Here is a 12414-nt window from a genome sequence, read left to right as displayed (position 1 = left end):
AGCCGGCCCGCGCACCGTCACCGGCGCACGAGGTAGACGTCGACGTCGTCCTCGCTGTCGAGGACGAACCCGTGCCGCTCGTACAGTCGCCTCGCGGGGCTGCCCTGGAGGACGTTGAGCCGGAAGACCCCACCCGGCTCGAGCACGCCGCGCAGCACGCCCGTGCCGACGCCGCGACCCTGCACCCGCGCGGGGAGGTAGAAGTGCTCGATCCAGGCGCTGTCCCGGGCGGGGCGCACCGCGATGGATCCCGCGTCCTCGCCGTCGACCACGATGACGCGCGTCAGCGCCGGCTCGAACGCCGTCGTGAAGCGCTCGCGCACCCGCACGGGGTCGTAGCGCCCGAGCCGCTCGAGATCGGGCCGCAGGACCTCGGCGCGCAGCTCGGCGATCCAGCCGGCGTCGGAGGCGATGGCGGGGCGGAGCGACCAGTGCATCAGGCCACGTTACCGGCGCCTCGCTTCGTGCCGGCTCCGCGGTCGCGCAGCTGTTCGACGACCTGGGCCGCATCGGCACGCCCGCGGGGCAGGCGGAGACGAGAAAGTCCTGAGCCGCGACGAGTTCGAGAACTCTGTCGCGGCTCAGGACACCGGCGGAGACGGGGGGATTTGAACCCCCGGTCGGGTTTTAGCCCGACCCTTCATTAGCAGTGAAGTCCATTCGGCCGCTCTGGCACGTCTCCACGTGCCCGCGAACGGGCACTCCCACCATCATAACCGAGCGCCGCGCGCCCGTCGAAACGGCGTGTCAGAAGAGCGACTGGGTGCCGCAGGTCGCCGTCTGCTGATCGGCCGTCGATCCCGACAGGTTCGACGGCAGGGTCACGGTCGACGGGTCGGTCGCCTCGGGCGTCGGCTCGGCGGTCGGATCCGCAGGGGCGGGCGTCTCGGTCGCCGACGGGTCGTCGAAGGTGATCGGCTGGTTCGCGTCGAGCGCCGCCTTCACCTGATCCCACGAGGTCTGGTCGATCGCGACCTTGTTCGGGTTCGGCGCGTAGTCGACGACGGGCAGCTGGATGAACGCGTAGTCGCTCAGGGAGACGCTCGAGAGCGCGCCCGCGATCTGGACGAGCGTCAGCGGGTTCGAGAGTCCCGACGAGACCGTGACGTTGTTCACGACCGCGTTCGCGAGCCGCAGCAGCGCCCCGTAGTCGCTGAGCGTGTCGTCGCTCACGAGCTTGTTGACGAGCGCCGACATGTAGACCTGCTGGTTCGAGATGCGAGACAGGTCGGAGCCGTCGCCGATGCCATGGCGCACGCGCAGGAACTGCAGGGCTGTCTCGCCCGCGAGGTCGTAGGTTCCGGGGTCGAGCATGAGACCCGTGTTGTCGGGGTCGTAGATCCCGTCCTCGACGCACACCGTGACACCGCCGATCGCGTTCGTCACATCGATCACTCCGGCCCAGGTCATGAGGGCCGCGTGGTCGATCTCGAGCCCCGTGAGCTGCTCGGCCGTGCTCACGACGCACGACAGGCCGCCGGTTCCGTACGACTCGTTGAACGCCGCGAGGTCGACGGCCGACGTCGCGTTGCCGTCAGCGTCGGTGCACGAGGGGCGCGACGCCATGGTGTCGCGGGGGATGCTGATCACCGTGACGCGGCGCGGCTCGGCCGAGATGTGGATGATCATATTGACGTCGTTGAGCTGGCTCGCGTACGAGTTCGCCTGCTCCTCGACCATCGCCTCGGTGCAGCGGCCACCGAAGTACTCGAGGTACTTCTCCTCGCACTTGTCGATGCCCGCGATGAGGATGTTGTAGTCCTCGTTCGGCAGCACGTCGACCGCGGGCGGATCCGTGTCCTGCCCGTCGAGCGTGATCGAGTTGGCGCTGAGCGTGCCGGTGTAGTCGGTGTACGCGTAGGCGCCGACGCCCACGACCGCGACGAGGACCGCCGACAGCGCGAGGCCGAGCCACTTCAGGACCCCGAGGCCGGGGTTCGGGCGGCGCAGCTTCGTGTGACGGGCCACGGGGCCGCGCAGGTTGTGATCAGGCGTGGTGCTCACACGGATCCTTTCGATCGGGATCAGCGGAGGGTGTGGGATTCGAACCCACGGCACATCTCTGCGCGCTGGTTTTCAAGACCAGATCCTTCGGCCGCTCGGACAACCCTCCCGGGCCGAGCGGTGCCCGGCCGTTAGCGCGAGTGTAGCCGAGGCCTATCTGACCGCGCCGAGCGCCCGCAGCGCCTGCGCCACGCCGCCCTCGAGCACCGTTCCGGTGAGCTCGGATCCCGCCTCGACGACCTCGGGGACCGCCTGTCCCATGACGATTCCCCGCCCGCCGATCCGCCTCGCCCACTCGAGCATCTGGATGTCGTTGCGGCCGTCGCCCATGACGACGACGCGAGACGGATCGATGCCCAGCATGCCGCGCACCTTCTCGAGCGCCGTCGACTTGTCGATGCCCTGCGGGGCGATGTCGAGCCACGCCGACCAGCCGACCGAGTACGACACGTGCTGCAGGCCCATGTCGTCGACGAAGCCGACGAAGGCCTCGCTGTCGTGATCGGGCGAGACCACGACGACGCGCATGACCTGCAGGCCCTTCATGTCTTCGAGCGAGGCGCGCCGCGCGTGGGGGCGCGACAGGTCCCAGTCGTCCATGAAGGTGTTGAAGAGGCGCGTGCCGTCGCCGAGCTCGACCATGTAGTTGGCGTCGGGCAGGTGCTGCTCGAGGCGCTCGAGGACGTCGGTCGAGTCGAAGGTCTCGATCGTGTGGCGGCGGTAGTCGCCGGGCTGCGTCGTGTCGCGCTCGAGGATCGTCGCGCCGTTGGCGCTCACGACGAACTCGGGGGTGAGGCCGAGCCAGGCGAGGACCGGCGACGTCGACTCCCAGCTGCGACCCGTCGCGAGCGTCACGATGTGGCCGCGCATGGCCGCCTCGCGCACGGCCGCCGGGACGCCGGGGCTGAACGACTCATCCTCGAGCAGCACGGTCCCGTCGATGTCGAGGGCGATGAGGAGGCGCTCCGACTCGGGCGTGAGCGGGGGCTTCCCCGTCGCCGGGTCGAGCTCGACGTGGGCGTGCGGCTCGGTGCGGGTCATGCGATCGGTTCCAGAATCTCGAGCCCGCCCATGTAGGGCCGGAGGACCTCGGGGACGACGACGGATGCGTCGGGCCGCTGGTGCGTCTCGAGGATCGCCACGATCCAGCGCGTCGTCGCGAGCGTGCCGTTGAGGGTCGCGACGCTCTGCGTGCGGCCGCCCTCCTCCGGTCGGTAGCGGATGTCGAGGCGGCGGGCCTGGTAGGTCGTGCAGTTCGAGGTCGACGTCAGCTCGCGGTACGCACCCTGCGTGGGGACCCACGCCTCGGTGTCGTACTTGCGGGCGGCGCTGGATCCGAGATCCCCGGCCGCGACGTCGATCACGCGGTACGCAAGGCCCAGCGAGGCGAGCATCTGCTCTTCGAGCGCGACGAGCTGGCGATGCACCTCCTCGGCTTTCTCGGGCGTCGTGTAGACGAACATCTCGAGCTTGTTGAACTGGTGCACGCGGATGATGCCGCGGGTGTCCTTGCCGCCCGATCCGGCCTCGCGGCGGTAGCAGGTCGACCAGCCCGCGTAGCGGATCTCCTGCTCGTCGCCGAGGTCGACGATCTCGTCCTTGTGGTACCCCGCGAGGGCGACCTCGCTCGTGCCCACGAGGTACTGGTCGTCCTCTTCGAGGTGGTAGATCTCGTCGGCGTGCTGGCCGAGGAAGCCCGTGCCCGCCATGATCTCGGGGTTCACGATCGTCGGCGTGATCATCGGCGTGAAGCCGTTGTCGAGGGCCGTCTGCAGGCCGTAGTTCATGAGCGCGAGCTCGAGGCGGGCGCCGACGCCCTTGAGGAACGAGAACCGCGCGCCCGACACCTTCGCGCCGCGCGACATGTCGATCGCGCCGAGCATCTCGCCCAACTCGAGGTGGTCGCGGGGTCCGTCCGGGAACTCCTCGGGGTCGAAGGCGCGGATCTCGCCGACCTCGCGCAGCGTCACGAAGTCGTCCTCGCCGCCCTCGGGAACGCCGTCGATGATGATGTTCTGGATCGGCTCCATCGCGGCGCGGAACGCGTCCTCCGCCTCGAGCGACGCGGCCTGCGCCTGCTTCACCCGCAGCGCGAGGTCCTTGGCCTGCGCGACGAGCGCCGGCTTCTCGTCCTTCGGCGCCTTCGCGACGACCTTGCTGAACGCGTTCTGCTCGGCGCGCAGCTCTTCGAAGACCGTGAGCGATCGGCGGCGCTCCGCCTCGGCGGCGACCGCGACGTCGACCGACGAGGTGTCGTTGCCGCGGGCGGCCTGGGAGGCCTTGACGAGCTCGGGGTTCTCACGAAGCAGCACGGGGTCGATCACCCGTCAAGTGTATGCGGGAGCGGGGCACTCCGTATTCTGTTGCGCATGGCGGATGAGCAGGCTGAGGCGGGGCGGGCCGCCCTCGTCTTCAACCCCGTGAAGGTGGCCGACATCGTCGGCCTGCGCCGCGCGATCGCGGCGCGTTCGCGCGACGCGGGATGGCCGGATCCGCTCTTCCTGCCCACGAGCGTCGAGGACCCGGGGCAGGGGGCGACGCGCGAGGCCCTCGTGCAGGGGGCGAGCGTCGTCCTCGTCGCGGGCGGCGACGGGACCGTGCGCGCCGTCGCGGAGGCGATGCGCGGATCCGGGGTGCCGCTCGCGATCGTGCCGAGCGGCACGGGCAACCTCCTCGCCCGCAACCTCCGGCTCCCGCTCGCGTCGGTCGAGCCGATGGTCGACGCCGCGTTCTCGGGCGACGCCGCGGCGGTCGACATCGGCGTCGCGACCCTCACCCGCGAGGACGGGACGAAGGACGAGCACGCGTTCGTCGTGATGGCGGGCATGGGGCTCGACGCCGCGATGATCGCGAACACGAGCGCGCGGCTCAAGAAGCAGGTCGGGTGGGTCGCGTACGTCGACGGCGCGGCCCGATCGCTCCCCCGCGCGAAGCCGTTCCGCATCGCATACCAGTTCCGCGGCGAGCACGTGCACACCGCGAAGGTGCAGTCGATCCTGTTCGCGAACTGCGGCCACCTGCCCGCCGGCATCGAGCTCATGCCCGACGCGCGCGTCGACGACGGCCGCCTCGACGTCGCGGTGATCCAGCCGAGCGGCGCGTTCGGCTGGCTCGGCGTCGCCCGCACGATCACGTGGAACGCCCCGTTCCTCCGCCGCTCGGCGATCGGGCGACGGGTCGAGCGCACGCGCGGCCAGTCGATCCGCTACCTCACGGGCGACGCCATCGAGGCCAAGCCCGACGAGGCGCGACCCGTCGAGCTCGACGGCGACGAGTTCGGCGACGCCGTGCTCATCCGATGCGTGATCGACGAGGGCGGGCTGCTCCTCAGCATGCCCGCCGGCCACACCTTCTGAGCCGCCGCGGCGCCGTGCCTACTGCAGCGCGCTCGTCAGGCGGGCGAGGTTGTCGAGCGCGCGGGAGCGCATGGGCCGCTTCGACCACTCCTCAAGGGTGAGCTCGCGGCTGTCGGCCCGGTAGCTCTCCTCGACGGCGCGCAGCTGATCCACGAAGCGGTCGCCGCGCACGAGGAGCGAGACCTCGAAGTTCAGGCCGAACGAGCGCATGTCCATGTTGCTCGAGCCGATGACGGCCGTCTCGTCGTCGATCGAGAGGCTCTTCGTGTGGAGGATGTACGGCGGGCGGTACATCCAGATCCGCACGCCTGACGAGAGGATGTCGTCGTAGTAGCTGCGCTGCGCGTGGTAGACCATCGCCTGGTCGCCCTTCTCGCCGACGAACAGCTCGACCTCGACGCCGCGCGCGACGGCGCCCGCGATCGCCCGGATCAGCGCCTCGTCCGGCACGAAGTAGGGGCTCACCATGACGATGCGCTTCTTCGCCGCGTAGATCAGCGACAGGAAGAGGTGCAGGTTGTTCTCACTGTCGAACCCGGGGCCCGACGGCACGACCTGGCAGTCGAAGTCGTCGGATCCCGACGGCTGCTCCTGCAGGTCGATGTCGTCGAGGATCTCGCCGACCTCGCTGTAGTAGTCGCTGAGGAACACGGCCTCGACGGAGCGCACGACGGGCCCATCGAGGCGCACCATCGTGTCGATCCACTGCAGCCCCTGCTTGATGTTCTTCCGCAGGTTGTACGAGCGATCCGTCATGTTCTGCGAGCCGAGGTACGCGACCTCGCTGTCGACGATGAGGAGCTTGCGGTGGTTGCGCAGATCCGGGCGCTGGAACTTGCCGGCGAGCGGCTTGAGCGGCAGGAGCAGGTGCCAGTCGGCGCCCATCCGCGTGAGGCGCCGCATCGTCTCGCGGTGCAGCGGCTTGACGAGGTTGGCCCAGTGGTCCATGAGCACCCGCACCCGCACGCCGCGCGCGCACGCGGCCTCGAGCGCCTGGAAGAAGGGCTCGGTCGTGGCGTCGGCCTTGAGGATGTAGAACTCGACGTGCACCGTCTTCGTCGCGCCGCGCACGGCGGCCGCCATCTCGTGGATGCTCGCCTCGTAGTCGCTGATGAGGCGGACGCCGTTGTCGCCCGAGAGCGGGAGCGCGCCGAACTCGCGGTTCATCCGCACGATCGGCTGGAACCACGACGGCGGGTTCGGGATCAGAGTGCCGAGCTGCAGGTCGGCGTTCGCGGCCCGCAGCGTCTCGTTGACGGCCGCCTGCATGCGGCGGCGCTTCATCGGCAGGCGCGGGTTGCCGATGAGGAAGAAGAACAGGATCCCCGGGATCGGCACGAGGAAGATCAGCATCAGCCATGCCATCGCCGACGACGGGCGGCGGTTCGGCGGCACGAGGAAGATCGCGCCGATGCGGATGGCGAGGTCGACGCAGCGCAGGATCGTCGTCCCGATGGACGGCCATGCGAGCCACTCCCAGGTCCACTCCACGCGGATCTCTCCCCTACACGTCTCCGTGACCCGAGCATATGGGGCGCGTGCGGCGCCCGGTGGCTCAGGGCTTCGGCGCGGGGGAATCCTTCGGCGGGAGGCCGCGCTTCGCGCGCTCCTCGGCCTCGATGTCGGCGTAGATGCGCCGCTCGGTGCGGTCCATGCGGAGGATCGAACGCAGGATGAAGAAGAAGAACACCGCGACGACGATCGTCGGGGCGATCGACCAGACGGCCGCCTGCCAGAACTCCATGTCCCCGATCCTACGCGACGCGCGCTGAACGGAAGTCGGGCGTGGCGACCCCGCACACCCCTGTGGATAACCGCGGATCGCGGCGCGCCGCCTGTGAGCGGGAACCGCGCGGTCCGGCGCCGCGCCAGGCTCGCCGCATGACAGCCATCATCTCCGCCGGATCGCCGGCGCGCCTGCTCTCCTCCCTGCCGCTCCTCGCCGGCTACGTCCCGCGCGAGAGCCTCGTCATCGCGCCCGTCGCGGGCGGGCGCATCGATCGCCTCCTGCGGATCGATCTGCCCCGCTCCCCCGACGAGATCGACGCCGTCGCCGCGACCGCGATCGGCACCCTCTGCCAGACCGATGGCGTGGGAGCGATGGTCACCGTCGTCTACACCGACGACCCGTTGCGGGCGGGCGGGGAGATCGCGCACGACGCGCTCGTCTCCGCGGTCGCGCTGCGCGCCGACGCCTGCGGGATCCCGGTCGTCGACGAGCTGTGCGTCGCGGGCGACGCGTGGTGCGACTACTCCGACGCGCTGCCGCGCCCGCTCGGCGAGATCGCCGAGGGCCCGCCCGGCGATCAGTCGGCCGAGATCGCGCTCCCGGCCGTCAGCGCGGCGAGACGGGCCGCCGTGCGCGACGCCGTCGCGTCGTGCGCGCGGTCGCCGCTCTCCCGGATCGCCGCCGAGGCCCTCGAGGATCCGACAGACCTGTTCGAGGCCATGACCGTCTGGCCGCTCGACCGGCTGGGCGACGACGACGCGGCGCTCATGCTCGTCGTGCTCGCGGGCCCCGCCGAGCGCGACGTCGCCCTCACCCAGTGGAGCGGCGGGATCGAGGAGGCGCGCGCGACGGCCGCGTGGAACGTCGCGTGGCACGAGGACGCGAGCACGCCCCTCCCCGGTCCGCTCCGGGTCGCGGGCGAGGGGCCGCGGCCGAACGCCGAACGCCTGAGGGCGGTCCGCGAGCGCATGCTGCTGCTCGCGGCCCTCGCCCCCGACTCGCATCGCGCGATGGCGCTCACTGTGTGCGCCTGGCTGTCGTGGGCCCTCGGCAGCGGATCGCAGGCCGGGGCGCTCCTCACGCAGGTCATGCGCGTGGATCCCGACTACGGCCTCGCGCAGATCCTCGCCGCGTTCGTGAATGCGAACATGCTGCCCGGGTGGGTCTACGACGAGGCCGGGAGGCCGTTCCCCGACCGAACGCCGGGCGCGTCGTTCGGCCCCACGGCGACGCGAGCGGCGTGAGAGCCGCCCGGCGTCACTTCACGAGCGGGAAGAGAACCGTCTCGCGGATGCCGAGGCCCGTGATCGCCATGAGCAGGCGGTCGATGCCCATGCCCATTCCGCCGGTCGGCGGCATGCCGTGCTCGAGCGCGCGCAGGAAGTCCTCGTCGATGCGCATCGCCTCGTCGTCGCCGCGATCGGCGAGCTTCGCCTGCTCGACGAAGCGCTCGCGCTGGATGACGGGGTCGACGAGCTCGGAGTACCCCGTGGCCAGCTCGAAGCCGCGCACGTACAGATCCCACTTCTCGACGACGCCGGGCACCGTGCGGTGCTCGCGCACGAGCGGGCTCGTGTCGACGGGGAAGTCCATGACGAAGGTCGGGCGCGTGAGGTGCTGCTTGACGAAGTGCTCCCAGAGCTCCTCGACGAGCTTGCCGTGGGTCGCGTGCGGGGGAACCTCGACGCCCGACTTCTCGGCGAGCGCGAGGAGCTCGTCGATGCCGGTCTCAGGCGTGATCTCGACGCCGGCGGCCTCGCTCAGCGAGGGATACATCGAGACCCGGTCCCAATCGCCGCCGAGGTCGAACTCGGTCCCGTCGGCCCACGTGACGGTCGTCGAGCCGGCGACCGCGATCGCGGCGTTCTGGATCAGCTCCTGCGTGAGATCGGCGATCCCGTTGTAGTCGCTGTAGGCCTGGTAGGCCTCGAGCATCGCGAACTCGGGGCTGTGCGTCGAGTCGGCGCCCTCGTTGCGGAAGTTGCGATTGATCTCGAAGACCCGGTCGATGCCGCCGACGACGGCGCGCTTGAGGTACAGCTCGGGCGCGATGCGCATGAAGAGGTCGGTGTCGAACGCGTTCGAGTGTGTGACGAAGGGGCGGGCCGAAGCGCCGCCCGGCTGCACCTGCAGCATGGGCGTCTCGACCTCGAGGAAGCCGTGGCCGGCGAAGGTCTCCCGCAGGCTCGCGTTGGTCTTCGCGCGCGCGACGGCGTTCGCGCGCGCCTGCTCGCGGACGATGAGGTCGAGGTAGCGCTGGCGGACCCGCGTCTCCTCGTTGAGCTCGTTGTGCAGGTTCGGCAGCGGCATGACGGCCTTCGCCGCGATCTGCCAGCCGGTCACCATGATCGACAGCTCGCCGCGGCGGCTCGAGATGACCTCGCCCTCGACGAACACGTGGTCGCCGAGGTCGACGAGCTCCTTCCAGCGCGCGAGCGACTCGTCGCCGACGTTGGCGAGCGACACCATCGCCTGGATCCGCGAGCCGTCGCCCGACTGCAGAGACGCGAAGCAGAGCTTGCCGGTGTTGCGGCTGAACACGACGCGGCCCGCGACGCCCGCGGTCGCGCCCGTCTCGGCCCCGGCCTCGAGGTCGCCGTAGTGCGCGCGCAGCTCGGGGATCGTCGCCGTGATGGGCAGCGACACGGGGTACGCGCCGCCAGCCGCGGACTGGCGCTCGGCGATCAGGCGCTCGCGCTTCGCCAGACGCACTGCCTTCTGCTCGAAGACGTCGTCCTCGGTCTCGGCTGCGGCGTTCTGGGCGGGGACGTCTGACATGCGCGGATCCTCGGGTGCGGGGAGAAGGCGCCGATCGGCGCCCCGGACAAGTCTAGTGATCCGGCGCTGAACGCCTCACAGAGCCTCGGGCGGCGGGCTCGACTCGCTGAGCGCCTGGTCGACGGTCGAGCGCACGAGCGACGAGAGGAACCCGCCGGGGTTCTCGACGCCGATGCCCCGCAGCATGCCCGTCGCCTGCTGCACGATCTGCCGCGAGAAATCGCTCGCCGTCGCGATCGCCTCGGCGTACGCGGCGCGATCCGCCTCGGCGACCGTGACGGGCTCGCACCCCATCTCGACCGCGAGCGCCTGCGCGATCGGCAGCACGGCGGGCGGCGCCGTCACGGCGGCGTAGGTCGCCGCGAGCTGGCGCAGATCGATGCTCGTGCCCGTGAACCGCATGGCGGGGTGCACGGCGAGCGGGATCGCGCCGCGCTCGGCCGCGGGCCGCAGCACCTCGATGCCGTGCGACGCGTCGGTGTGCAGCACGAGCTGTCCCATCTGCCAGAGCCCCGTCTCCGCGAGGCCCGAGACGAGGCCCGGCAGCTCGGAGCGCGGGACGGCGACGATCACGAGCTCGCTGCGGCGGAGGATCTCGGGGACCTCGAGCACGGGCGCCCCGGGGAGCACGGCCTCGGCGCGATCCGCGTCGGAGCCCGCGGTGATCCCCGTGATCGCGTGGCCCGCCCCGGCGAGCGCCGCCCCGACGACGGGTCCGACCCGGCCCGCTCCGATGATCCCGACGCCGAGTCGTCCTGCGCGCTGCATGATCCCCAGCGTCGCACACCCGGCGCGCGGCGGCTCCTTGGTACTGTCAGCCCCCATGTCCACCTCGCACCTCGGACGCAGCCTGTCGCTCCGCCACATCCGGTTCATCGCCCTCGGAACCGCGATCGGAACGGGCCTGTTCTACGGATCATCCGAGACCATCCAGGCGGCAGGCCCCGCCGTCCTCGTCGCCTACGTCATCGCGGGGTGCGCGGCGTTCGCCGTCATGCGCGCCCTCGGCGAGACGGCCGTGCGGGACCCCGTCGCGGGATCCTTCGCGCAGTACACGAGCCGATACGTGAGCCCGCTCATGGGGTTCCTCACGGGGTGGACCTTCACCTTCGAGATGATCGTGGTCGCGATCGCCGACATGACGGCCGTCGCGAGCTACATGGGCATGTGGTACCCCGACGCCCCCGGCTGGGTCTGGATGGCGGCCGCGATCCTCCTGATCTGCGGGCTCAACACCCTGCGGGTGCGTGTGTTCGGCGAGCTCGAGTTCTGGTTCACGATCATCAAGGTCGCGACGATCATCGCGATGATCGCGGGCGGCCTCGCCCTCATCGTCTTCGGGGTGAGCCTCGGCGGCTTCGAGCCGGGCCCGCACAACCTCTTCGCGCTCGAGGGTGGGTTCGCGCCGTTCGGCGTGTGGGGCCTCGTCATGAGTCTCGGCATCGTCGTGTTCTCGTTCGGCGGCATCGAGACGCTCGGCATGACGGCGGGCGAGACGGCCGACCCCGCCGGATCCATCCCGAAGGCCGTCAACACGGTGCCCGTCCGGATCCTGCTCTTCTACGTCGCGACGATCGCCGTGATCCTCATGCTCATCCCGTGGACCGAGATCGGATCGGGCGAGTCGCCCTTCGTCCAGGTCTTCGCGCAGCTCGGCGTCCCCGCGGCCGCGCACATCCTCAACGCCGTCGTGCTGACGGCCGCCCTGTCGGCGATGAACTCGATCACCTACGCCGCGAGCCGCACGATGTACGGCCTCGCCGAGCAGCACCACGCGCCGAAGGCCTTCACGCGGCTCGCGCGCACGGGCGTCCCGATCCTGCCCGTCGCGATCGTCGCCGCCTGCGCCGTCGTCGGCCTCCTCGCCTACCTCTGGATCCCCGACCAGCTGTTCCTCGTCGTCGCGTCGATCGCGACGTTCGCGACGGTCCTCACGTGGTCGTCGATCCTCCTCGCCCACAGCGGGATGCGCCGCGAGATGCGGCGCGACGGGATCCCGAGCGCCGGCTTCGCGATGCCGCTCTGGCCCTGGATCAACCGGATCGCCCTCGCGTTCATGGCGTTCGTCGTCGTGATCCTCCTCTTCAGCGCCTCGGGCCGGTGGGCTCTCGTCATCGGCGCCGCGTGGATCCTGATCCTGCTCGTCGCCTACGCCGCCTTCGTGAGGCCCGAGGGGCGGGTGCGCCCCGAGCTCGAGACGCGTCGCTGACCCGGCGGATCCCCGCGCCGAGATCGTCCCTCGCGCGGGGATCCGCCCCCACGCGGCCGAATCCCCGTCAGCAGGCCGCCGGAACGGCGAAAGGCCGTACGAAGGACGACCCTCGCGCGGCCAAGCCGGATCCACTCGCCCGGCGGAGCACGGAACCCGCCGAGACGCAGATCACCGCGCCGAGATCGACCCTCACGCGGGGATCCGCCCCCGCGCGGCCGATTCACCGCCGACAGGCCGCCGGAGTGGCGAAAGGCCGCACGAAGGACGCCCCTCGCGCGGCCCGGCCGGGTCAGCTCGCCCAGCGCGTCGGATCCCCGCGTCAAGCCACACCCTCA

General features: G+C 70.9%; 11 protein-coding genes and 2 tRNA genes. 3 read left to right on the top strand and 10 right to left on the bottom strand.

Annotated features, from left to right (window positions below):
* Positions 1-17: 17 nt before the first annotated feature.
* From H576_RS0113425 to serS, 6 genes are all read right to left on the bottom strand, one after another.
* Complete coding sequence (locus H576_RS0113425; protein ID WP_029151350.1) at positions 18-437, bottom strand: GNAT family N-acetyltransferase; 420 nt, start codon at positions 435-437, stop codon at positions 18-20.
* Positions 438-593: 156 nt separating this feature from the next.
* Positions 594-682, bottom strand: a tRNA-Ser gene (locus H576_RS0113420).
* A gap of 65 nt (positions 683-747) precedes the next feature.
* On the bottom strand, positions 748-2004 hold the full coding sequence (locus H576_RS0113415; RefSeq protein WP_051172799.1) for an LCP family protein: 1257 nt from the start codon (positions 2002-2004) through the stop codon (positions 748-750).
* 24 nt (positions 2005-2028) lie between these two features.
* Positions 2029-2113, bottom strand: a tRNA-Ser gene (locus H576_RS0113410).
* 44 nt (positions 2114-2157) lie between these two features.
* Positions 2158-3045 (bottom strand): HAD-IIB family hydrolase, encoded by an 888-nt coding sequence (locus H576_RS0113405; RefSeq protein ID WP_084502752.1) that lies wholly within the window; start codon positions 3043-3045, stop codon positions 2158-2160.
* Positions 3042-4328, bottom strand: coding sequence for a serine--tRNA ligase (serS, locus tag H576_RS0113400; protein ID WP_029151347.1), 1287 nt, complete (start codon positions 4326-4328; stop codon positions 3042-3044). The genes H576_RS0113405 and serS overlap by 4 nt, the downstream gene beginning before the upstream one ends.
* A gap of 45 nt (positions 4329-4373) precedes the next feature.
* Between serS and H576_RS0113395 the strand changes: the two genes are divergently transcribed.
* A complete protein-coding gene (locus tag H576_RS0113395; protein ID WP_029151346.1) occupies positions 4374-5360 on the top strand; it encodes a diacylglycerol/lipid kinase family protein in 987 nt (328 codons plus the stop codon).
* A gap of 18 nt (positions 5361-5378) precedes the next feature.
* On the opposite strand, the gene cls is transcribed toward H576_RS0113395, so the two are convergent.
* Together cls and H576_RS0113385 are read right to left on the bottom strand one after the other, a co-directional pair.
* The gene (gene cls, locus H576_RS0113390; RefSeq protein ID WP_425411276.1) at positions 5379-6851 is read right to left on the bottom strand and encodes a cardiolipin synthase; all 1473 of its coding nucleotides are present in this window, start codon (positions 6849-6851) and stop codon (positions 5379-5381) included.
* A gap of 64 nt (positions 6852-6915) precedes the next feature.
* A complete protein-coding gene (locus tag H576_RS0113385; protein WP_029151344.1) occupies positions 6916-7104 on the bottom strand; it encodes a hypothetical protein in 189 nt (62 codons plus the stop codon).
* Between the two features lie 137 nt (positions 7105-7241).
* On the opposite strand from H576_RS0113385, the gene H576_RS0113380 reads away from it, so the two are divergent.
* Positions 7242-8333: a DUF4192 family protein gene (locus H576_RS0113380; RefSeq protein ID WP_029151343.1), complete on the top strand. Its 1092-nt coding sequence runs from the start codon at positions 7242-7244 to the stop codon at positions 8331-8333.
* A gap of 13 nt (positions 8334-8346) precedes the next feature.
* On the opposite strand, the gene lysS is transcribed toward H576_RS0113380, so the two are convergent.
* Both lysS and H576_RS0113370 read right to left on the bottom strand, forming a co-directional pair.
* Positions 8347-9867 carry a lysine--tRNA ligase gene (gene lysS / locus H576_RS0113375; protein WP_029151342.1) on the bottom strand — a complete coding sequence of 507 codons (1521 nt, stop codon included), beginning with the start codon at positions 9865-9867 and terminating at the stop codon, positions 8347-8349.
* A gap of 75 nt (positions 9868-9942) precedes the next feature.
* Positions 9943-10635: a DUF2520 domain-containing protein gene (locus tag H576_RS0113370; protein ID WP_029151341.1), complete on the bottom strand. Its 693-nt coding sequence runs from the start codon at positions 10633-10635 to the stop codon at positions 9943-9945.
* Positions 10636-10690: 55 nt separating this feature from the next.
* Between H576_RS0113370 and H576_RS0113365 the strand changes: the two genes are divergently transcribed.
* Positions 10691-12076 carry an amino acid permease gene (locus H576_RS0113365; RefSeq protein ID WP_051172797.1) on the top strand — a complete coding sequence of 462 codons (1386 nt, stop codon included), beginning with the start codon at positions 10691-10693 and terminating at the stop codon, positions 12074-12076.
* Positions 12077-12414: the final 338 nt, after the last annotated feature.

This window comes from Microbacterium indicum DSM 19969, assembly GCF_000422385.1.
GTDB lineage: Bacteria > Actinomycetota > Actinomycetes > Actinomycetales > Microbacteriaceae > Microbacterium > Microbacterium indicum.
Note: the sequence above shows the minus strand (reverse complement) of the source record. Positions and strands in the feature narration are given on the sequence as shown.

Coding starts and splice junctions, on each gene's coding strand:
- H576_RS0113380 (WP_029151343.1), top strand. CDS start 7,242: ATGACAGCCATCATCTCCGCCGGATCGCCGGCGCGCCTGCTCTCCTCC.
- H576_RS0113365 (WP_051172797.1), top strand. CDS start 10,691: ATGTCCACCTCGCACCTCGGACGCAGCCTGTCGCTCCGCCACATCCGG.
- H576_RS0113405 (WP_084502752.1), bottom strand. CDS start 3,045: ATGACCCGCACCGAGCCGCACGCCCACGTCGAGCTCGACCCGGCGACG.
- lysS (WP_029151342.1), bottom strand. CDS start 9,867: ATGTCAGACGTCCCCGCCCAGAACGCCGCAGCCGAGACCGAGGACGAC.
- H576_RS0113385 (WP_029151344.1), bottom strand. CDS start 7,104: ATGGAGTTCTGGCAGGCGGCCGTCTGGTCGATCGCCCCGACGATCGTC.
- H576_RS0113370 (WP_029151341.1), bottom strand. CDS start 10,635: ATGCAGCGCGCAGGACGACTCGGCGTCGGGATCATCGGAGCGGGCCGG.
- H576_RS0113425 (WP_029151350.1), bottom strand. CDS start 437: ATGCACTGGTCGCTCCGCCCCGCCATCGCCTCCGACGCCGGCTGGATC.
- H576_RS0113395 (WP_029151346.1), top strand. CDS start 4,374: ATGGCGGATGAGCAGGCTGAGGCGGGGCGGGCCGCCCTCGTCTTCAAC.